This is a genomic window from Williamsia maris, assembly GCF_024171815.1.
GTDB classification, from domain to species: domain Bacteria; phylum Actinomycetota; class Actinomycetes; order Mycobacteriales; family Mycobacteriaceae; genus Williamsia_A; species Williamsia_A maris.
Genome location: NZ_JAMTCJ010000003.1, coordinates 322,406 through 342,835, shown reverse-complemented (window position 1 = coordinate 342,835; position 20,430 = coordinate 322,406). Strand labels below are relative to the sequence as shown.

At 68.3% G+C, this 20,430-nt stretch carries 18 protein-coding genes; 9 read left to right on the top strand and 9 right to left on the bottom strand.

Annotation, left to right across the window (positions count from 1 at the left end; all coding sequences use genetic code 11):
• Window positions 1-62 precede the first annotated feature (62 nt).
• Window positions 63-653 carry a type II toxin-antitoxin system PemK/MazF family toxin gene (locus tag LX13_RS14945; protein ID WP_253662109.1) on the bottom strand — a complete coding sequence of 197 codons (591 nt, stop codon included), beginning with the start codon at window positions 651-653 and terminating at the stop codon, window positions 63-65.
• Window positions 654-663: 10 nt separating this feature from the next.
• Window positions 664-1,362: an alpha/beta hydrolase family protein gene (locus LX13_RS14940; RefSeq protein ID WP_372499945.1), complete on the bottom strand. Its 699-nt coding sequence runs from the start codon at window positions 1,360-1,362 to the stop codon at window positions 664-666.
• A 93-nt stretch (window positions 1,363-1,455) separates the two neighbouring features.
• Between LX13_RS14940 and lepA the strand changes: the two genes are divergently transcribed.
• Genes lepA through LX13_RS14925 form a run of 3 tightly spaced genes read left to right on the top strand, consistent with a single transcriptional unit; the run spans window position 1,456 to window position 6,345 of the window.
• Window positions 1,456-3,321: a translation elongation factor 4 gene (gene lepA, locus LX13_RS14935; protein WP_253662108.1), complete on the top strand. Its 1,866-nt coding sequence runs from the start codon at window positions 1,456-1,458 to the stop codon at window positions 3,319-3,321.
• Between the two features lie 25 nt (window positions 3,322-3,346).
• Window positions 3,347-5,383, top strand: coding sequence for a M3 family metallopeptidase (locus LX13_RS14930; protein WP_253662107.1), 2,037 nt, complete (start codon window positions 3,347-3,349; stop codon window positions 5,381-5,383).
• A gap of 56 nt (window positions 5,384-5,439) precedes the next feature.
• Entirely contained in the window at window positions 5,440-6,345 is a 906-nt protein-coding gene (locus LX13_RS14925; protein ID WP_253662106.1) for a cation diffusion facilitator family transporter, read from the top strand.
• 42 nt (window positions 6,346-6,387) lie between these two features.
• Here the strand turns inward: LX13_RS14925 and LX13_RS14920 are convergent, their stop codons facing one another.
• Window positions 6,388-8,388: a glycoside hydrolase family 15 protein gene (locus tag LX13_RS14920; protein WP_253662105.1), complete on the bottom strand. Its 2,001-nt coding sequence runs from the start codon at window positions 8,386-8,388 to the stop codon at window positions 6,388-6,390.
• A 151-nt stretch (window positions 8,389-8,539) separates the two neighbouring features.
• On the opposite strand from LX13_RS14920, the gene LX13_RS14915 reads away from it, so the two are divergent.
• From LX13_RS14915 to LX13_RS14895, 5 genes are all read left to right on the top strand, one after another.
• Window positions 8,540-8,740, top strand: coding sequence for a hypothetical protein (locus LX13_RS14915; protein WP_253662104.1), 201 nt, complete (start codon window positions 8,540-8,542; stop codon window positions 8,738-8,740).
• 414 nt (window positions 8,741-9,154) lie between these two features.
• Window positions 9,155-10,222: a sulfate ABC transporter substrate-binding protein gene (locus LX13_RS14910; RefSeq protein WP_253662771.1), complete on the top strand. Its 1,068-nt coding sequence runs from the start codon at window positions 9,155-9,157 to the stop codon at window positions 10,220-10,222.
• A complete protein-coding gene (cysT, locus tag LX13_RS14905; RefSeq protein ID WP_253662103.1) occupies window positions 10,219-11,076 on the top strand; it encodes a sulfate ABC transporter permease subunit CysT in 858 nt (285 codons plus the stop codon). The genes LX13_RS14910 and cysT overlap by 4 nt, the downstream gene beginning before the upstream one ends.
• Window positions 11,073-11,981, top strand: coding sequence for a sulfate ABC transporter permease subunit CysW (cysW, locus tag LX13_RS14900; RefSeq protein ID WP_253662102.1), 909 nt, complete (start codon window positions 11,073-11,075; stop codon window positions 11,979-11,981). Before cysT ends, cysW begins: the two co-directional genes overlap by 4 nt.
• Window positions 11,978-12,973 (top strand): sulfate/molybdate ABC transporter ATP-binding protein, encoded by a 996-nt coding sequence (locus LX13_RS14895; protein WP_253662101.1) that lies wholly within the window; start codon window positions 11,978-11,980, stop codon window positions 12,971-12,973. Before cysW ends, LX13_RS14895 begins: the two co-directional genes overlap by 4 nt.
• Here LX13_RS14895 and LX13_RS14890 read toward each other — a convergent pair.
• Genes LX13_RS14890 through LX13_RS14870 form a run of 5 tightly spaced genes read right to left on the bottom strand, consistent with a single transcriptional unit; the run spans window position 12,934 to window position 18,448 of the window.
• Window positions 12,934-13,689, bottom strand: coding sequence for a sirohydrochlorin chelatase (locus tag LX13_RS14890; RefSeq protein ID WP_253662100.1), 756 nt, complete (start codon window positions 13,687-13,689; stop codon window positions 12,934-12,936). The two genes, LX13_RS14895 and LX13_RS14890, sit on opposite strands and share 40 nt — an antisense overlap.
• Window positions 13,686-14,981, bottom strand: a complete 1,296-nt coding sequence (locus LX13_RS14885; protein WP_253662099.1) for a sulfate adenylyltransferase subunit 1 — start codon at window positions 14,979-14,981, stop codon at window positions 13,686-13,688. Before LX13_RS14885 ends, LX13_RS14890 begins: the two co-directional genes overlap by 4 nt.
• 52 nt (window positions 14,982-15,033) lie before the next feature.
• Window positions 15,034-15,987, bottom strand: a complete 954-nt coding sequence (gene cysD / locus LX13_RS14880) for a sulfate adenylyltransferase subunit CysD (RefSeq protein WP_253662098.1) — start codon at window positions 15,985-15,987, stop codon at window positions 15,034-15,036.
• Window positions 15,984-16,697, bottom strand: a complete 714-nt coding sequence (locus LX13_RS14875) for a phosphoadenylyl-sulfate reductase (RefSeq protein ID WP_253662770.1) — start codon at window positions 16,695-16,697, stop codon at window positions 15,984-15,986. Before LX13_RS14875 ends, cysD begins: the two co-directional genes overlap by 4 nt.
• 14 nt (window positions 16,698-16,711) lie before the next feature.
• A complete protein-coding gene (locus LX13_RS14870; RefSeq protein ID WP_253662097.1) occupies window positions 16,712-18,448 on the bottom strand; it encodes a nitrite/sulfite reductase in 1,737 nt (578 codons plus the stop codon).
• Between the two features lie 422 nt (window positions 18,449-18,870).
• Between LX13_RS14870 and hemW the strand changes: the two genes are divergently transcribed.
• The gene (gene hemW, locus LX13_RS14865; RefSeq protein ID WP_253662096.1) at window positions 18,871-20,058 is read left to right on the top strand and encodes a radical SAM family heme chaperone HemW; all 1,188 of its coding nucleotides are present in this window, start codon (window positions 18,871-18,873) and stop codon (window positions 20,056-20,058) included.
• Here the strand turns inward: hemW and LX13_RS14860 are convergent.
• Entirely contained in the window at window positions 19,970-20,413 is a 444-nt protein-coding gene (locus LX13_RS14860) for a type II toxin-antitoxin system VapB family antitoxin (protein ID WP_253662095.1), read from the bottom strand. The genes hemW and LX13_RS14860 overlap by 89 nt on opposite strands.
• Between the last annotated feature and the right edge of the window lie 17 nt (window positions 20,414-20,430).

Below are 20,430 nucleotides of genomic sequence, written 5' to 3'. Positions count from 1 at the left end.
GGTCCAGCGTAGGAGTTGGAGTGCACTCCAACGCAAGGTCCGCGCGACACGGACCGGGTGGGTCAGTTCCAGCGGTACTCGCTGCGCAGCCGGTCGGCGACCGTGTCGAAGCGGGCGCGGTCGAGTATCGCGCCCTCGCGTCGGATGCCCTGCTCGGGGACGTCGAGCACGCGGTCGAGTCGGACGTAGCTGACCTTGTGGGCCGACCCGGAGCCGCCACCGTCCCAGTTGCCGGTGCCGATCTCGAGCCAGTTCGGGTCGTCGGCGCGGTGGCCCTGGCTCGACAGCATCAGGCCCAGCAGTGTGTTCCCGTCGCGTCCGACGACCAGGACCGGACGGTCCTTGCCCTGCGAGGCGTCCTCCTCGAAGGCGACCCACGTCCAGACGATCTCGCCGGGGTCGGCGGCGCCGTCGAGCGCCGGGCTGTACTCGATGCGTCGTGCGCGGTCGGCCGTCGGACGGTCGGTGTCGGTGACCGGGCGTCCCTGCGGTCCGGGGCCGGCGGTCGGGGCCGAGGCCGGGGTGCCGCCGTTCATCCGGGCGGTGATCGCGGCCTTGCCCTTGTCCAGGGCGCCCGAGCGCTGCAGTTCGCGGTAGATGCGCGGTCCGTGCTGCCGTGCCAGCCGGAGTGCCACGGAGGTCCAGTTCGCCATGGGGACGAATCTAATCGGTCCGGCGGCCCAGGAGATGCCACAGCACGGCCGCGCTGGTCAGTTCGGCGGTGGGCTTGCGGTCGGGCCGCAGATCATGCCCGGTTCCGGTGATCTCCACCACAGTCGTCGGGGCCGGGATCAGCGCGACGGCGGCGGCGAGTTCGTCGGTGGTGGCGAACGGGTCCGACGGTCCGTGCACGACGACGACCGGCCGGGTGATGCGGGGGAGGTGCTCGACGCGCAGACGGTCGGGCTTGCCGGGCGGGTGCAGCGGGTATGACGTCAGCAGCAGACCGTCGGCGACGGAGGCGTCGTCGGCGACGACCATCGACGCCTGTCGGCCGCCGTAGGAGTGGCCCCCGACGATCAACGGGCCGGACGCCATCTCGCGCAGCAGGGCGCATGCCTCGACGATCCCGTCCCGGTCACGCGCCGATCCGGACGGACTGGGCGGGCCCTTCGGGCGTTTCTGGCGGTAGGGGAGATCGATCCGGGCGACCAGGACCCCGCGTGCGCTCAGCGCGGCGCCCAACTGCCGCAGCAGGAGGCCGTCGTGGTTGCCGCCCGCCCCATGGGTGAGCACCGCGGTCGCCATCGGATCGTCCGCGGGGCGGTGCAGTACCCCGACGACACCGTCGTGGGTCAGGGGCTCGCTGGTCGTCCGGGGGTCGTCGGCACCGGCGTCGTCGTGGTCGGCCACGGCGCCCACGGTAACGGTGGGCTCGGCGTCGTGGCGTGCGCGCACGCCGGGCGAGGTCCATGACGTGCGAAACTGGGGGGTACGCGACGTCCCGTCAGAGGAGTGAGTTCGATTCCCAGCTTTGCCGACACCACCTTCACCGATCCCGAACGGATCCGGAACTTCTGCATCATCGCCCACATCGACCACGGCAAGTCCACGCTGGCCGATCGCATGCTGCAGCTCACCGGTGTCGTCGAGGCGCGGCAGATGCGGGCGCAGTATCTCGACCGGATGGACATCGAGCGCGAGCGCGGCATCACCATCAAGGCGCAGAACGTGCGGCTGCCCTGGCAGGTCACGACCGACGGCGTGACCACCGACTACGTCATGCACCTCATCGACACCCCCGGCCACGTCGACTTCACCTACGAGGTGTCGCGCGCGCTCGAGGCCTGCGAGGGTGCGGTGCTCCTCGTCGACGCCGCCCAGGGCATCGAGGCCCAGACCCTGGCCAACCTCTACCTGGCCATGGACAAGGACCTCACGATCATCCCGGTCCTCAACAAGATCGACCTGCCCGCCGCCGATCCCGACCGGTACGCCGCGGAGATCGCGCACATCATCGGCTGCGACCCCGACGACATCCTGCGCGTCTCGGGCAAGACCGGCGCCGGCGTCACCGAACTGCTCGACGAGATCGTGAAGCTGATCCCCGCCCCGGTCGGTGACGCCGACGGTCCGACGCGGGCGATGATCTTCGACTCGGTCTACGACACCTACCGCGGCGTGGTCACCTATGTCCGGGTGGTCGACGGGCGTCTCGAGCCGCGCGTCAAGGTCGAGATGATGTCGACCGGGAGCACGCACGAATGCCTGGAGGTGGGCATCGTCTCGCCGGAGCCGAAGGCGTCGAAGGGCCTCGGGGTCGGCGAGGTCGGTTACCTCATCACCGGCGTCAAGGACGTCCGCCAGTCGAAGGTGGGCGACACGATCACGACCGCGCGCAACGGCGCGACCGACGCGCTGACCGGATACCGCGAGCCCCGCCCGATGGTCTACTCCGGGTTGTACCCGGTCGACGGATCGGACTACCCCGATCTGCGCGATGCGTTGGAGAAGCTGCAGCTCAACGACGCCGCGCTGACGTGGGAGCCGGAGACGTCGGTCGCGCTCGGGTTCGGGTTCCGTTGTGGCTTCCTCGGACTGCTGCACATGGAGATCACGCGTGAGCGGCTCGAGCGGGAGTTCGACCTCGACCTGATCTCGACCGCCCCGAACGTCGTCTACCGACTCGTCGGTGAGGACGGGGCCGACATGACGGTCACCAACCCGTCGGACTGGCCCGACGGCAAGGCGCAGGCCATCTTCGAACCGATCGTGAAGACGACGGTGATCGCCCCGAGCGAGTTCGTCGGCACGATCATGGAGCTGTGTCAGTCCCGCCGTGGCGAACTCGGTGGCATGGACTACCTCTCGGAGACCCGCGTCGAGCTGCGTTACACGATGCCGATGGCCGAGATCATCTTCGACTTCTTCGACGCGCTCAAGTCCCGCACCCGCGGATACGCCAGCCTCGATTACGAAGAGGCGGGCGAACAGGAATCGGCCCTGGTGAAGGTCGACATCCTCCTACAGGGCGAGGCCGTCGACGCGTTCAGTGCGATCGTGCACAAGGACGGCGCCTTCGCCTACGGCAACAAGATGACGCTCAAGCTCAAGGAGCTCATCCCACGCCAGCAGTTCGAGGTGCCGATCCAGGCCGCCGTCGGCTCGAAGATCATTGCGCGCGAGAACATCCGGGCGATCCGCAAGGATGTGCTCGCGAAGTGCTACGGCGGCGACATCAGTCGTAAGCGCAAACTCCTCGAGAAGCAGAAGGAGGGCAAGAAGCGGATGAAGACCATCGGACGGGTCGAGGTCCCGCAGGAGGCCTTCGTGGCGGCGCTGTCGTCGGATGCGGGCAACGACAAGCCCAAGGGCAAGTAGCCGCCGCCGCACTACGATCGTGGGCATGCCGATCAACCCGGTGCTCGCGCCGAGCCCCCACATCCACGGACTGCCCGACTTCCCGTCCATCTCCGACGACGACTTCGTGCCCGCGTTCGACATCGCGATGGCCGATCATCTGCGCGAGGTGGAGGCGATCGCGGCCGACACCCGGCCGCCGACGTTCGCCAACACCATCGAGGCGTTGGAGCAGACCGGCCGTGGTCTCGCGCAGGCGGCGGGCGTGTTCTTCAATCTCGTGGGGCCGGACACCAATCCGGCCCGCAACGCCATCGCGCAGAAACTCGCGCCGCGGCTGACCGAACACGGCAACACCATCGCGTTGCACGGCGCCCTGTTCGCGCGCATCGACACGTTGTACCGCACACGCGACTCACTGGGACTCGATGAGCCGTCACTGCGGTTGTTGGAGCGGCGTTTTCGCGACGCGGTCCGTGCCGGCGCGGCCCTCGACGACGACGGACAGCGGCAGATGCGGGAGATCTCGGCACGTCTGTCGACGTTGACGACGACCTTCTCGCAGTACGTGCTCGACGACAGCAACGCCAGCGCGGTGCTCGTCGACGACGCCGCCGCCCTCGACGGACTGTCGGCGTCGGCGATCTCGGCGGCCGCGGACGCGGCGACCGAGGCGGGCCACGACGGGAAACTGTTGCTGTCACTGGATCTGCCGACCAGTCAGTCGGCGCTGGCCTCGCTCACGAATCCGGAGACCCGCAGGCGGGTGTTCGAGGCGTCGGTGAACCGGTGCTCGCGCGGCAACGAATTCGACACCCGCGCGATGATCCTGGAGATCACCGCCCTGCGCGCCCGCAGCGCCCGCCTGCTGGGCTACCGCAACCACGCCGAGTTCGTCATCGCCGAGCAGACCGCTCCGGACGCCGATGCGGTGCAGTCGTTCCTGTCCGAACTGGTCGCCGCCGCGATGCGCGCGGGTGGACGGGAACTGACGCGCCTGCACGGATCGGGATCCGACCCGATCGCGCCGTCGGACATCACCCATCGCCTCGCGGTGGAGCAGCGACAGAACTCGGCGGTGTCGCTCGACGACTTCGCCGACTACTGCGAACTCGACCGCGTCCTGACCGACGGGGTGTTCGCTGCGGCGCGACAGCTCTACGGGCTGCGGATGGTCGAACGCCCGGAGCTGCCGACCTATCACCCCGACGTTCGTACGTGGGAGGTGTTCGACGCCGACGGGGTGTCGGTGGGGTTGTTCCTCGGTGACTTCTTCGCGCGGCCCAGCAAGCGGGGTGGCGCGTGGATGAACAACATCGTCGACCAGTCGCAGCTGCTGGTCACCCACCCGATCGTGGTCAACGTGCTCAATCTGACCAAGCCGCAGCACGGTTCGCCGTGTCTGCTCTCGTTCGACCAGCTCACCACGCTGTTCCACGAGTTCGGACACGCACTGCACGGGATGCTCTCGGCGGTTCGGTACCCGTCGCAGTCGGGCACCAACGTCCCGCGTGATTTCGTCGAGTTCCCGTCCCAGGTCAACGAGATGTGGGCGCTGCACCCGACCGTTCTGTCCGGTTACGCCCGGCATCACGAGACCGGGGCGGCCATCCCCGCCGAACTCGCCGAGGCCGCGCGGGAGGCCACCTCGGTCGAATCCGCGCACAGCACCATCGAATACCTCGCCGCGGCGGTTCTCGACCTCGAGTGGCACCGCATCACCGCCGACGACGAGATCACCGATGTCGAGGCCTTCGAGGCCCGTGCGCTCGCGTCCGCCGGTGTCGCCAGCGACCTCATCCCACCGCGCTACCGCAGCGCCTACTTCAACCACATCTTCGGCGGTGGCTACTCGGCCGGTTACTACTCCTACATCTGGTCGGAGGTGCTCGACGCGGAGACCGAGCAGTGGTTCCTCGCCAACGGCGGTCTCACCCGCGCCAACGGACAGCGGTTCGCCGACGCCACCCTGTCCCGCGGCGACAGCGTCGATCCCATTGCCGCACATGCCGAACTGATCGGACGGAGCGCGGAGATCGAGCCGTTGCTGGCACGCAAGGGGCTCGTCGCCACCGCGGGCTGAACCGTTCCGACACGGTCGGTGTGCACCGGTCGCGCGCGGTTGGGCAGGATGATCGGGTGACCACCCCCGCCCGCGAAGACCTGTCCCGATACGCGCTGATCAGCATCGTCGCGTCGGTCGTCGTCATCACCCTGAAGATCATCGCCTGGCGGGTGTCGGGGTCGGTGGGCCTGCTCTCCGACGCGGCCGAGTCGATGGTCAACGTCGTCGCCGCGGTGGGTGCGTTCATCGCGCTGCGCGTCGCGGCACGCCCGGCCGACGACGACCACAACTTCGGGCACACCAAGGCCGAGTACTTCTCCGCGGTGTTCGAGGGCGTGATGATCGTGATCGCTGCGGGCATCATCATCGTGGCCGCGACCGAACGTCTGTTCAACCCGTCCGAACTCGACTCCGTCGGTCTGGGATTGGTGATCTCACTGATCGCCACGGCCATCAACGGCGGCGTCGGGGTGCTGCTGTTGCGGATCGGTCGTCGGCACCGGTCGTTGTCGCTGGAGGCCGACGGAAAGCACCTGCTCACCGACGTCTGGACGACTGCAGGCGTCGTGGTCGGTGTGCTGCTGGTCGCGCTCACCGGCTGGCTGCCGTTGGATCCGCTGATCGCCATCGCCGTCGCGGTCAACATCCTCGTCGTCGGCGGACGGCTGGTCTGGGAATCCGGTGCGGGCCTGATGGACACGGCTCTGCCCGACGACGACCGCGGGCGCGTCGACGCGGTACTCGAGCGGTACCGCAGCCCCGACATCGACTTCCACGACATCCGCACCCGCGAGTCGGGACACGAGCGTTTCCTGCAGCTGCACATGCTCGTGCCCGGGGAGTGGAGCGTTCAGCGCGGCCACGACCTCGTCGAACAGGTCGAGACCGACCTCGTCGGATCGCTGGACCACCTGCACGTGACGATCCACCTCGAACCCATCGGCGATCCGGCCGCCTACGAGTCCTGGCGTCTGGACTGACCACCTGACCACCTGACCGCGGCTCGTCGGCCGCGACGTCCGTCAGTGGTTGGCGGGCACGAACGTGCTGTGCGCGCTGGCCTCCTCGGCGCGGATGACGTGCATGACGGCGTTGATCAGCGCGAGGTGCGTGAACGCCTGCGGGAAGTTGCCGAGGTGGCGGCCGGTCTTGGCGTCGATCTCCTCGGCGTAGAGCTTGAGCGGACTGGAGTAGTTGAGCAGCCGCTCACACAACTGCTTGGCGCGGGCGAGCTCGCCGATCTCGACGAGCGCGGACACCAACCAGAACGAACAGATGGTGAACGTGCCCTCCTCGCCGGACAGACCGTCGTCGGTCTCCTCGACCCGGTAGCGCAGCACCAACCCGTTCTCGGTCAGGTCGTCGGCGATCGCGAGGACGGTGTTGCGTACCCGCTCGTCGTCGGACGGCAGGAACCGCAGGAGCGGGACCAGCAGCAGCGACGCGTCGAGGGCGTCACTGCCGTATCGCTGGGTGAACACGCCCTTGTCGTTGACTCCGTGCTCGAGGACATCGGCCTTGATCTCGTCGGCGATACCGGCCCACGTCGTGGCGTACGACTTCTCGCCGTGCATGGTGGCCAGTTTCGCGCCGCGGTCCAGCGCGATCCAGCACATCACCTTCGACGAGGTGAAGTGCTGCGGTTCGCCGCGCACCTCCCAAATCCCGCGGTCGGGCTTCTTCCAATGCTTGATCGCCTCCTCGACCTGCGCCTTGAGCACCGGCCACAGCGTCTCGGGGATCGTGTCGTTGGACTTCATGTTCAGGTACACCGAGTCGAGCATGGTGCCCCAGATGTCGTGCTGCGCCTGGTTGTACGCGCCGTTGCCGATACGCACCGGTCGTGCGCCGTCGTAGCCGGAGAGGTGGTGCAACTCCTCCTCGTCCAGGGTGCGTTCGCCGCCGACGCCGTACATGACCTGCAGCGGGTGGTGCTCGCCGTTGGTCACCCCGGACACGTCGGCGATGAACGAGAAGAAGTCGTCGGCCTCCCGGTCGAGGCCGAGGGTGTAGAGCCCCCACAGCGCGAAGGTCGAGTCGCGCACCCACGCGTAGCGGTAATCCCAGTTGCGTTCTCCGCCCGGTGTCTCGGGCAGCGACGTGGTCGCGGCGGCCAACAGTGCGCCGGTGGGGGAGTAGGTCAGACCCTTGAGGGTCAGTGCGCTGCGCTGCAGATGACCGCGCCACGGGTGGTCGGGGAACGAGCCGACGTTGATCCACTGACGCCAGGATTCCGACGTCGACCACATCTTCTGCGCCGCCTCCTCCCAGTTCTGCGGAGCAGGCTGTGCCGACCAGCTCAACGCGATGAAGCGGTTGTCACCCTCGGTCAGCCGTGACCGGGCGCGCGCCTCGCGGCCCTCGAGGCCCAGCTTGAGGTTGGTGGTCAGCTTCAGCGTCGGCACCGGGTGGGTGGTGTCGGTCGCGGTCGCGATCGCCTCCGAGTAGGCAGGGCCCGAGTACTCCCAGGTGGTGGACCCACGGTGGTAGTCGAAGGCGGGCTCACAGCTCATCGCGACCTCGACGGTGCCGCTGACGCACTTCACGGTGCGCAGCAGGATGTGCTCGGCGTCCCAGTCGGTCGGGGTGCGGCGGTGGGTGCGTGAGCGGGTCTCGATGTCGTGCCACGGCCCCATGACCAAAGCGTCGCGGACCACGATCCAGCCGGTGTCGGTCTGCCAGGTGGTCTCGACCATCAGACTGCCCGGCAGGTAGCGGCGGTCGACCGGCACGTTGACGCCGTAGGGCGCGAGTTTGAAGTGCCCCGCGGACCGGTCGAGGATCGCGCCGAAGATGCTCGGGGAGTCCGGCCTCGGGACGCACATCCACTCGACCGCGCCGTTGCGGGCGATCAGACAGTTGGTCTCGCAGTCGGACAGGAAGGCGTAGTCGTCGATCGGCGGAAACGCGTTGCGCGTGGCCGTGGCCGGGGTGAACGCGCTGACGTCGGGATCGAACGAGCCGGCATGGGCTCCGCCGGCGGCGTACGCCGTCGCGACGCCGTCCGCTGAGGGGGTTGTCATCGGTCCATCATGGGTGAGCGGTGCCATGACGCGCCACACGTACGCGGCGCGTCCGGTCATCGCCGACGGCGGCCCGAGGACAGCGGACACCCGTCGGCCGGGGCGGACTTCAGATCATCGTGAATAAAATCGCGCAGGCTAGGCTGGGCGCGTGAACGGATTGCGGACCTGGTGGGACGGTGTGGAGGCGTGGCTCACCGGTTTGTCGTTCCTGCCGCAGCTGTTGGTGTCGCTGGCCGTGGTCATCCCGCTGGCGATCGTGGCCGCAATCGTCCTGAACGCACTGGTCAACGGTGTGTCGAACCTGTTCGACCGGTTGCGGCCGAGTGACCACACGAGCAAGGACCACTGACATGCCGCGCTCCCGCGTCACCATCGCCCTGATCGCGCTGCTCGTGCTCGTGCTCGTCGCCTGGCTCGCCACCCGTTAGCCCTGCTCAGCAGAGCAAACATCGGTACCGGAGGCCACCCGGCCCCGGTGATAATCTTCCGCCTGTGTTCGAACTCAACGGCTACCAGGTGCGATACCGGTTGTCCCTGATCGCGGTGGAATATCGCTGCGTCGCAGACATTTTCTGTCGCTGACGCATCCGGGGCGTCGCCATGCGCGCCCCTCGCCCCATCTCGAACTCTCGAACGTCCTCACTGCACGCACCAGACAAGGGGTTGCCCCATGTTCGTCCATCGAGTCCCGGCATCACGCCGGGCCCCGGCCGACCGACGACTCCCGTCGTCGGCCGCCCGCCTGTCGAGAGCGGTGGCGTCGATGTTCGTCGTGGCGGCCACCGTCGCGGCGTGCGCGGGCGGGTCCACCGACACCCCGGGCGGGGAGAACATCTCCAGCGGTTCGCGGCACGTGAACCTCATCGCCTACGCCACCCCCAAGCCCGGCTTCGACAAGATCATCCCGGCGTTCCGGGAGACCGAAGCGGGCAAGGACATCGGCTTCTCGCAGTCCTACGGCGCCTCCGGTGACCAGTCCCGCAAGGTCGCCCGCCGCGTGCCCGCCGATGTCGTCAACTTCTCCGTCGAGCCCGACATCACCCGCCTCGTCACCGCGGGGGTCATCGACAAGGACTGGAAGTCCCAGCACGCCCCGTACAACAGCACCCCGTTCGGATCGGTTGTGGCACTGGTGGTCCGGCAGGGCAACCCGAAGAACATCCACAACTGGGACGATCTGCTCAAGCCGGGCGTCGAGGTGATCACCCCCAACCCCGGCAGCTCGGGCTCGGCGAAGTGGAACCTGCTGGCCCCCTATGCGGCCGAGAGCAACGGCGGTGCGAACCCGAAAGCGGGCCTCTCCTACGTCACCTCGTTGCTGCGCGATCACATCCGGGTCAACCCGAAGTCGGGTCGCGAGGCGACCACGACCTTCGAGCAGGGCCAGGGCGACGTGCTGATCAGCTACGAGAACGAAGCGATCATGCTGTCGCGCAAGAACAACACCGCACCGCAGTCGCAGCGGGTCGACTACGTGATCCCGCCGACGACGTTCAAGATCGAGAACCCGGTGGCCGTGGTCAACACCAGCGACGACAAGGCCGCCGCGAACGCGTTCGTCGACTACCTCTTCACCGATGAGGGACAGCGGATCTGGGCCGAGCAGGGCTTCCGCCCGGTCAAACCCGACGTCATCGCGGCCACGAAGAACTTGTTTCCCGGGACCATCGACAAGCTGTGGACGATCTCCGACCTCGGCAAGGTGCTGGGGAAGGGAACCGCGGCCAAGAACAAGGGCAAGGACCTGACCGGCTGGAAAGCGGTCGACTCCGCGCTCTTCGGGACAAAGGGCGCGATCAGCAGGATCTACGACGCAGGAGGCAAGTCATGACGTCGGTGCAGGTCGAACCGGTATCCGCCGCACCACCACCGAGGCTCGCGGGAGGCCGCCGGATCGTCGGCGGTGGGCCGCTGGGCATCGGGGTGGCCGGACTCTGGCTCACGGTCATCGTGCTGCTGCCGTTGGCCGCCATCACGGCGAAGTCGTTCGAGGACGGCTGGAGCGGGTTCGCCGATGCCGTCACCGCCGACAACGCGGTCGGGGCCATCCAGACCACGGTGTTGGTGTCGGTGGTCGTCGCACTGGTGAACGTCGTCATGGGCACGCTCGTGGCGTGGGTCCTCGTCAGGGACGAGTTCCCGGGCAAGCGGATCGTCAACGCGCTCATCGACCTCCCGTTCGCGCTGCCGACGATCGTCGCGAGCCTGGTGCTGCTCTCGCTCTACGGGCCCAACAGCCCCATCGACATCGAGCTCAACGCGACCAAACCGGCACTGGTGATCGCGCTGGCCTTCGTGACGCTGCCGTTCGTGGTGCGCCAGGTGCAGCCCGTCCTGATCGAGGTCGACCGTGAGGTCGAGGAGGCCGCGGCATCGCTCGGTGCGTCCAACCTCACCATCTGGTGGCGGATCATCGTGCCGTCGCTGGCCCCGGCGATCCTCACCGGCGCCGGGTTGGCCTTCACCCGCGCCATCGGCGAGTTCGGCTCGGTCGTGCTCATCGGCGGCAACATCCCCGGCGAGACCCAGGTCGCGTCGCAGTACATCCAGCAGCAGCTCGAGGTCGACAAGCCCATCGACGCCTCCGCGGTGTCGGTCGTGCTGCTGCTCATCGCCTTCGTCGTCCTGCTGGTGCTGCGCATCGTCGGACGACGGTCGGCCAAGCGTGAGGGAGCGGACACGTGAAACTGTCACCGGGCTCGAAATACGGTCTGCGCATCGTCGCGTTGCTCTACCTGTTCGTGCTGCTCGTCGTGCCGGTCGCGTTGATCTTCTGGCGCTCCTTCGAACACGGTCTCGGCCAGTTCTGGGACTGGATCACGACCCCGGCGGCGATCTCGGCGCTGCAACTGAGCCTGCTCATCGTCGTCATCGTCGTGCCGCTCAACGTCATCTTCGGTGTCGCGACGGCCATCGCGCTGGTGCGCGGCCGATTCCGCGGCCGCGGCATCGTGCAGGCCATCATCGACCTGCCGTTCGCGGTCTCGCCGGTCGTGGTCGGTGTGTCGCTGATCCTGCTGTGGGGATACGGCGGCTGGTTCGGCGGCATCGAGAGCCTGGGCTTCCGGGTGATCTTCGGGCTGCCGGGCATGGTCCTCGCGACCATCTTCGTGACCCTGCCGTTCGTCGTCCGTGAGGTCGAACCGGTGCTCCGGGAGATCGGGACCGAACAGGAGGAGGCCGCGGCCACCCTGGGCGCGGGCGGTTGGCAGACGTTCCGGCGCATCACGCTCCCGGCGATCCGCTGGGGCCTGACCTACGGCGTGGTGCTCACGGTGGCGCGCAGCCTCGGCGAATACGGCGCGGTCATCATCGTCTCGTCCGGGTTCCCCGGCATCTCGCAGACCCTGACGCTGTTGGTGTCGTCGCGCTACACCGACGACTACAACGAGTTCGGTGCCTACGCGGCGGCGACCCTGCTGATGTTCATCGCACTGCTCGTCCTGCTCGCCATGACCCTCATCGAACGACGGGGTGCGGTGGGTCGGGTCACCCGCAGCGCACGCCGCACGAGCGACGACACCCCCGACCCGACCGACGACACCCTTCCGATCGACACCACAACCGGTGACAAGGAGTTTGCACGATGACGATTTCTGTTTCCGGTGCCAACAAGCGCTACGGCGACTTCGCGGCCCTCGACGACGTGTCGCTGGAGATCCCGTCCGGATCGTTGACGGCGCTGCTCGGTCCGTCGGGTTCGGGCAAGTCCACGCTGCTGCGTTCCATCGCCGGGCTCGACCAGCTCGACTCCGGCACCGTCTACATCAACGGTGACGACGTCACCAGGGTGTCGCCGCAGAATCGCGACATCGGGTTCGTGTTCCAGCACTACGCCGCGTTCAAGCACATGACCGTGCGCGAGAACGTCGCGTTCGGCCTGAAGATCCGCAAGCGCCCCAAGGCCGAGGTCGCGAAGAAGGTCGACGAGCTGCTCGACGTCGTCGGACTGACCGGATTCCAGACGCGTTACCCGGCGCAGCTGTCCGGTGGCCAGCGACAGCGCATGGCGTTGGCCCGTGCTCTCGCCGTCGACCCGAAGGTGTTGCTGCTCGACGAGCCGTTCGGTGCTCTCGACGCCAAGGTGCGCGAGGACCTGCGGAAGTGGTTGCGGCGGCTGCACGACGAGGTCCACGTGACCACGGTGCTGGTCACCCACGACCAGCAGGAGGCGCTCGACGTCGCCGACCGGATCGCCGTGCTCAACAAGGGACGCATCGAGCAGGTCGGCAGTCCCGACGACCTGTACGACCGCCCGCAGAACGAGTTCGTGATGTCGTTCCTCGGCTCGGTGGCCAAGCTCAACGGATCGCTGGTCCGTCCCCACGACATCCGCGTCGGACGCACGCCCGACCTGGCGCTGTCGAGCGCCGATCAGGCCAGCGCCGAGACCGGCGTGCTCAAGGCCAGGGTGCACCGCGTGGTTCATCTCGGCTTCGAGGTCCGTGTCGAGCTGTCGAACGCGGCCACCGGCGACGAGTTCCACGCCCAGATCACCCGCGGTGACGCCGAGGCGCTGTCGCTGTCCGAGGGTGACGAGGTCTACGTGCGCGCCACGCGCGTGCCTGCCATCGCCGGCTGAGACAAGGCGGTGCGATAGCGGTCGCAGATGATCGCGACGAGTCCGGGGTGCGGTCCGATCGGCCCGGCCACCGCGGAGTCGGGCGCCATTGCGTCCAGCGCGTTCTCCACGCGATCGGTGAGGGTTCCCGCGGACAGGAAGTACGGGCTGAGCACGACGCGTCGCGCTCCCGCCGCCGTCACCGCCTCGATCGCGGTTCGCAGGTTCACCCCGTCGGCGCCCAGCCGTGTCGCGAACAGCGGACGCGCGGCGGTGCCGCCGAGTCGCTTCGAGAGTTGGTGGGCCACGGCGTTCAGCTCGTTGTCGGAGGCCGGATCGCGACTGCCGACCGCGCAGACGATCACCCCGTCGTCGGAGCGGATCGCGATGTCCGCCAGACGATCCGTCAGGGCGCCGATCAGCCGGTGGTCGCCCCCGAGCGTCGCCGTCTGGGTGACCGCGACGTGGCGGTGCCCGGCACGGAAGGCGTCGATGATCGCCGGCAGATCGACCGTGGCGTGGAACGCGGTGGAGAACAACAGCGGGACCACCACGACGTGCGAGCCGGTCGCGGCACCCAACGCATCGGCGACCGTCGGCTCGTTCAGGTCGAGGTAGGCCAATTCGACCCGCACGCCGGGCAACGCGACGGCAACGGCGTCGCGCACCCGCTCCGCGGTGACCACGAAGCGGGGATCACGACTTCCGTGCGCCGCGAGGACCAGCGTCGGGGTCATACCAGTTCGGACAGGTGCAGCGGGGCGAGCGCGTCACCGACGAGGCCGGCGCCCAGGGTGTTGCCGCCCTGCGGGTCGATCAGCAGGAAGCTGCCCGACTCGCGGCTCACCAGATAGTCGTCAGCGCTGACGGGCTGCGCGGTCTGCACCGAGATCCGGCCGATCTGGTTGAGCTCCAGACGATCCGGGGCGTCCCGCAGGGACAGTTCCTGCTCGTCGAACAGCGTGTCCACGCCTCCGACGATTGCGGGCGTGGTGAACGCGCCGTGCTTGAGGAGGAGTCGGGCGCCGGGGAGCAGCGGCTTGTCGCCCAACCAGCACACGGTGGCGGTGAAGTTCGAGATCGGTTCCGGTGCATCGTGGGCCGCAGCGATGACGTCGCCACGCGAGATGTCGATGTCGTCGGCGAGCAGCACGGTGACGCTGCGACCGGTGTGCGCCGACTCGAGCGAGCCGTCGGCGGTGTCGATGCCCGCGACCGTCGTGCGGATCCCGGAGGGGAGGACCACGACGTCGTCGCCGACCTCGACGCGACCGGCGGCGACCTGGCCCGCGTAGCCGCGGTAGTCCGGGTACTCGGCGGTGCGCGGCCGGATCACGTACTGCACCGGGAAGCGGAACCCGACGGGGGCGCGATCGGCGACGTTGGGCACCGTCTCCAGGTGCTCGATGAGGGTGGGGCCGTCGTAGAACGGGGTGAGTTCCGAGCGCGTCGCGACGTTGTCGCCACGCAGGGCCGACACCGGGATGGCCTGCACCTGCTCGTCGGACCAGCCCAGCGTGCGGGTCAGGTCGGCAAACGTGGCGCTGATGTCGGCGAACACCGACTCCGCGTCGTCGACGAGGTCGATCTTGTTGACCGCCAACACCAGCTGCGGCACACCCAGCAGGGCCATCACCGCGGCGTGCCTGCGGGTCTGGGCGACCACACCGGTACGGGCGTCGACGAGCAGGATGACCAGCGACGCCGTCGACGCGCCGGAGACCGTGTTGCGGGTGTACTGGACGTGGCCGGGCGTGTCGGCGAGGACGAACGACCGTCGCGGCGTCGCGAAGTACCGGTAGGCCACGTCGATGGTGATGCCCTGCTCGCGCTCGGCGCGCAGCCCGTCGACGAGCAGCGACAGGTCGGGGGTGTCGAGGCCCTTGTCGACCGAGGCGCGGGTGACCGCGTCGATCTGGTCGGCGAGAACGGATTTCGTGTCGAACAGCAGCCGACCGACCAGGGTCGACTTGCCGTCGTCGACGCTGCCCGCGGTGGCGATGCGGAGAAGGTCGGGTCCTGCGGTCATCGGTTGCGTCCGTTCATCTCACCAGTGGCGTTCATCGGGGTGCGGGCGCTCATCAGAAGTAGCCCTCGCGCTTGCGGTCCTCCATGGCCGCCTCCGACACCCGGTCGTCACCGCGGGTGGCGCCACGCTCGGTGAGACGCGATGCGGCGACCTCGGCGAGGACCGCGTCGTTGTCGGCGGCGTCGGACAGGACCGCGCCGGTGGTGGAACCGTCACCGACGGTGCGGTATCGCACCGAGAGTCGCTGGATCTCCTCACCATCACGGGGTCCGCCCCACGGTCCGGGGGTCATCCACATGCCGTCGCGCTCGTACACGTCCCGCTGGTGCGCGTAGTAGATGGCGGGGAGCAACACCTGTTCGCGGGCGATGTAGCGCCACACGTCGAGCTCGGTCCAGTTCGAGAGCGGGAAGACGCGGACGTGCTCACCGGGGGCGTGCTTGCCGTTGTACAGATTCCACAGTTCCGGACGCTGGCGCTTGGGATCCCACTGGCCGAAGGCGTTGCGCAGCGAGAAGATCCGCTCCTTGGCGCGCGAGCGCTCCTCGTCGCGACGTCCACCGCCGAACACCGCATCGAAGCGATGTTCGTTGATCGCGTCGAGCAGCGGAACGGTCTGCAGGGGGTTGCGGACACCGTCGGGTCGCTCGGTCAGACGACCGTCGGCGAGGTAGTCCTCGACGCTCGCGACGTGCAGGCGCAGGTTGTGCCGGGCGACCACCTCGTCGCGGAACGCCAACACCTCGGGCAGGTTGTGTCCGGTGTCGACGTGCAGGAGCGAGAACGGGATCGGCGCCGGCCAGAACGCCTTGATCGCCACGTGCAGCAGGACCGTGGAGTCCTTGCCGCCGGAGAACAGGATGACCGGGCGCTCGAACTCGCCTGCCACCTCGCGGAAGATGTGGATGGCCTCGGACTCCAGGGCGTCGAGGGTGCTGTACTCCGACTCGTCGGTCACCCCCGCGGGTGGTGTGGTCCCGACGACGTTCGACTGTTCGATGGTCATGAGGCGTGCAACCCGCATTCTGTCTTGGAGCGCCCGGCCCAACGGCCGCTGCGCGGATCGGCACCCGGTGCCGGCTTGACGGTGCAGGGCTCGCACCCGATGGACGGATATCCCTCATCGACAAGGGGATTGACCAGGACGCCGCGGCTGTCGATGTAGTCCTGCATCTGCTCGTCGGTCCACGCTGCGATCGGATTGATCTTCACCAGGCCGAAGCCCTCGTCGAACGAGATCAACGGCGCGTCGGCGCGGGTGGGGGACTCGACACGACGGATGCCGGTGACCCATGCGGAGAAGCGACCCAGTTCACGCTGTAGCGGGACCACCTTGCGCAGCCGGCAGCACTCGGCGGGGTTCGACGCGAACAGGTTGCGGCCCAACAGCTGATCCTGCTCGCCGACCGTCTGCTCCGGCGTGACGTTGACGATCTCGACGCCGTAGACCTGCTCGACCGCGTCGCGGGTCCCGAGGGTCTCGGCGAAGTGGTAGCCGGTGTCGAGGAAGAGCACCTTGAGCTTCTCGTTGTCGATCGACGCCGGGTCGATCGCGTCGACGGCGAGGTCGACGAGGGCCGCGTCCTGCATGTTCGACGCGACGACGAAGTCGGTGCCGAAGTTCTCCGCGGTCCACCTGAGCAACTGCTGCGGTGTCGCGTCCGGACCCAGATCGCGGTTGCCCGCATCGACCAGGTCCCGTAGATGCGCCTCCATGCGCACTGCCGTACTCACCGTAGATCCTCCTCCTGCGCGCGAAGTGTCCACTGCGCGAAGCGTTCACCGCTGTCGCGGTGCTTGACGAAGTTGCGGACGACGCGGTCGATGTAGTCGCCGAGTTCCTCGGTTCCGACCTTGTGCTGACGGAGTTTGCGACCGAACGCGGCGTCCTGACCCAGCGTGCCGCCCAGATGCACCTGGAAACCCTCGACGTGGTTGCCGTCGGCGTCCTCGATCAGCTGTCCCTTGAAGCCGATGTCGGCGATCTGTGCGCGGGCGCACGAGTTCGGGCAGCCGTTGATGTTGATGGTGATCGGAACGTCGAGCTGGGAGTTGATGTCGGCGAGCCGCTCTTCGAGTTCGGGCACCAGTCGCTGTGAGCGCTTGCGGGTCTCGGTGAACGAGAGCTTGCAGAACTCGATGCCCGAGCAGGCGATCAGGTTGCGACGCCACCGCGACGGGCGACCGTCGAGACCGTGCGCCGCCAACTCGTCGATCAGGGTGTCGATCTTGTCGTCGGCGACGTCGAGGATGACCAGCTTCTGGTACGGGGTGAACCGGATGCGGTCGGACCCGGCACGCTGCGCCGCCGCGGCGACCGCGGTCAGCGCGGTTCCGGACACGCGGCCGGCGATGGCGGCGAAGCCGACCGAGTTCAGACCGTTCTTCAACCGCTGCACGCCCACGTGGTCACGCGGTTCGGTCAGCGGGGTGGGTGCGGGCCCGTCGATGAACTTCCGGCCGAGGTACTCGTCCTCGAGGACCTGGCGGAACTTCTCCATGCCCCAGTCCTTGAGCAGGAACTTCAACCGCGCCTTGGCGCGTAGACGTCGGTAGCCGTAGTCGCGGAACAGGGTGCAGACGGCCTCCCAGACATCGGGGACCTCGTCGAGCGGGATCCACGCGCCCACGCGCTGCGCCAGCATCGGGTTCGTCGACAGGCCGCCGCCGACCCAGAGGTCGAGTCCCGGACCGTGCTCGGGGTGCTCGACGCCGATGAAGGCGATGTCGTTGACCTCGTGGGCGACGTCCTGGAGTCCGGAGATGGCCGTCTTGAACTTGCGGGGCAGGTTCGACAGCGACGGGTCGCCGACGTAGCGACGGACGATCTCGTCGATCGCCGGTGTCGGGTCGAGGACCTCGTCGATCGCCTCGCCAGCCAGCGGCGACCCGAGCACGACGCGCGGGCAGTCGCCGCAGGCCTCGGTGGTCTTGAGTCCGACGCCCTCGAGGCGTTCCCAGATCGTGGGGACGTCCTCGATGCGGATCCAGTGGTACTGGACGTTCTCGCGGTCGGAGAGGTCGGCGGTGTCGCGGGCGAACTCGGTGGAGATCTCACCGATCGTGCGGAGCTGCTCCGCGGTGAGCGCGCCCTTGTCGCAACGGACCCGCATCATGAAGTGGTTGTCCTCGAGCAGGTCGAGGTTCTCGTCTCCGGTCCACGTGCCGTCGTAGCCCTGCGCACGCTGGGTGTAGAGCCCCCACCAGCGCATCCGGCCGCGCAGATCCTGCTTGTCGATCGAGTCGAATCCGCGCTTGGAGTAGATGTTCTCGATGCGGGCGCGGACGTTGAGCGGGTTGTCGTCCTTCTTCGCCTGCTCGTTGGGGTTCAGCGGCTCGCGATACCCGAGCTTCCACTGTCCTTCAGCGCGGCGCTTGGCGGGCCGCGGGCGGCGGGCGGGACGGGGCGCCGCCTCCGCGTCGGGTGCCCCCGTGTCGAGTGCCTCCGTGTCGGGCGTCGAGGTCATGCGTGGTGCTCCTACGGACTGGTGCCGGTTCGCTTGGTGCGTTCCGGTCGTGCGAGCCGGGGCTGGCGGCTCGCGATGCGATCGAGATGAGGGCATGAGACGACCGCGCGGGCAGCGCCGGAGGAGGTGGAAAAAGAGACTCTTCTGCTGCGGAGCGCGGTCAGAAGAGACAGAAAGCGCTGCAGACGCGCTTGAGGTCTATGTGGCGCCGCTCGGCAAGCCACACCCCTGGGAAAATCACGTCGCCCATATTGCCACGGCCTCCCTCACTGCGTCTACTTGCGATAACTTTGAATCATCGTGAGCACAATCACGGTCAGATGTTCCCGCGTCCGGTGCCGTACCCCTGACCAACCGCGTGGTGGCGACGATCATTCCCCGGCGATATCGGCTCCCGGCGGCCCAGGATGGATGATCGTGGGATGACCGTTGCGCAGCACCAGCCACTCGTGCTCCCGAGCAGCGACCCGACGACCCCGTTGGGGCTCTACCTCCACGTTCCGTTCTGCGCGACGCGCTGCGGATACTGCGACTTCAACACCTATACCGCCGGTGAACTCGGGGCCGACTCGTCGCCGGAGCAGTGGCACGTCGCGCTGGAGGCGGAACTCGCGATCGCCGCAGACCGTCTGACCCCGGTGCGGGCGGTGTCGACGGTGTTCGTCGGCGGCGGCACCCCGTCGCTGCTCGGGGCCGACGGGCTCGCGGCGCTCCTCGATGCAGTCCGCAGGCATTTCGACCTCACCCCCGACGCCGAGATCACCACCGAGTCGAATCCGGAGTCGACCTCCCCGGAGTTCTTCGACGGACTGATGGCGGCCGGGTTCACGCGGGTGTCGTTGGGGATGCAGTCGGCCGCGCCCCACGTGCTCGCGACGCTGGACCGGACGCACACGCCCGGTCGCGCCGTGGCCGCCGCGCGGGAGGCGACGGCGGCCGGCTTCGCGCACGTCAACCTCGACCTCATCTACGGCACCCCGGGGGAGACCGACGACGATCTGGCCCGCACCCTCGACGCGGTCGTCGGCGCGGGCGTCGACCACGTCTCCGCCTACGCCTTGATCGTCGAGGACGGCACGGCCCTGGCGCGCCGCGTCCGGCGCGGTGAGCTGCCCGCGCCCGACGACGACGTGCTGGCCGACCGATACGAGATGATCGACGACAAGCTGTCGGCGTCGGGACTCGACTGGTACGAGGTCTCGAACTGGGCGCGCGCGGGGGACCCGACCGCGCAGTGCCGGCACAACCTCGCCTACTGGGACAGCTCGGACTGGTGGGGTGCGGGCCCCGGCGCCCATTCCCACGTCGCCGGCGTGCGGTGGTCGAACGCGAAACACCCGGGGCGCTACGCGGTCTCGCTACGCGACGGCGAGCTGCCCGTCGCGATGGTGGAGGAATTGACGATGGCCGATCAGCACACCGAGCGGGTGATGCTCGCACTGCGGCGCAGCGTGGGACTGCCACTGAGCGAACTGGATCCGGACGAACGGGCCCAGGCGGTGGTCACCACCGACGCGGGACTCACCGTGCTGCGCGACGATCGGGTGGTTCTGTCCAACCGTGGGCGTCTGCTCGCTGACGGGGTGATTCGTCAGCTGCTGGTGGACTAGTGGGGATCGGGGCGGTCGTCACCGAGTCCGACGGCGCGGCCTCGACGATCGACCCCGCCATGGCGTCGAGGTCGAGCAGCCGGGCGTGGATGACGTGCCGGTTGCGCAGGGCCGACCGGACCGCGCGGTGCAGCCCGTCCTCGAGGTACATCTCGCCCTGCCACCGCACGGCGTGGGCGAACAGGTCGCCGTAGAAGGTCGAGTCCTCCGACAGCAGCTTGTCCAGGGCCAGGGCCGTCGTCACCGTCGTGAGTTGGTCGAGCCGGAACTGGCGGGGCGGGATCTGCGCCCAGTCGCGCATCGACAGCCCGTGGTCGGGATACGGCTTGCCGTTCCGGACACCTTTGAAGATCACTTGCCCCCCTGTTGTCT

Bases quoted from the DNA above. Each gene is read 5' to 3' on its own strand.
- LX13_RS14945 (WP_253662109.1), bottom strand. From the start codon at position 653: ATGGCGAACTGGACCTCCGTGGCACTCCGGCTGGCACGGCAGCACGGA.
- LX13_RS14930 (WP_253662107.1), top strand. From the start codon at position 3,347: ATGCCGATCAACCCGGTGCTCGCGCCGAGCCCCCACATCCACGGACTG.
- LX13_RS14920 (WP_253662105.1), bottom strand. From the start codon at position 8,388: ATGACAACCCCCTCAGCGGACGGCGTCGCGACGGCGTACGCCGCCGGC.
- LX13_RS14910 (WP_253662771.1), top strand. From the start codon at position 9,155: ATGTTCGTCGTGGCGGCCACCGTCGCGGCGTGCGCGGGCGGGTCCACC.
- cysT (WP_253662103.1), top strand. From the start codon at position 10,219: ATGACGTCGGTGCAGGTCGAACCGGTATCCGCCGCACCACCACCGAGG.
- LX13_RS14895 (WP_253662101.1), top strand. From the start codon at position 11,978: ATGACGATTTCTGTTTCCGGTGCCAACAAGCGCTACGGCGACTTCGCG.
- LX13_RS14890 (WP_253662100.1), bottom strand. From the start codon at position 13,689: ATGACCCCGACGCTGGTCCTCGCGGCGCACGGAAGTCGTGATCCCCGC.
- LX13_RS14885 (WP_253662099.1), bottom strand. From the start codon at position 14,981: ATGACCGCAGGACCCGACCTTCTCCGCATCGCCACCGCGGGCAGCGTC.
- cysD (WP_253662098.1), bottom strand. From the start codon at position 15,987: ATGACCATCGAACAGTCGAACGTCGTCGGGACCACACCACCCGCGGGG.
- LX13_RS14875 (WP_253662770.1), bottom strand. From the start codon at position 16,697: ATGGAGGCGCATCTACGGGACCTGGTCGATGCGGGCAACCGCGATCTG.
- LX13_RS14870 (WP_253662097.1), bottom strand. From the start codon at position 18,448: ATGACCTCGACGCCCGACACGGAGGCACTCGACACGGGGGCACCCGAC.
- hemW (WP_253662096.1), top strand. From the start codon at position 18,871: ATGACCGTTGCGCAGCACCAGCCACTCGTGCTCCCGAGCAGCGACCCG.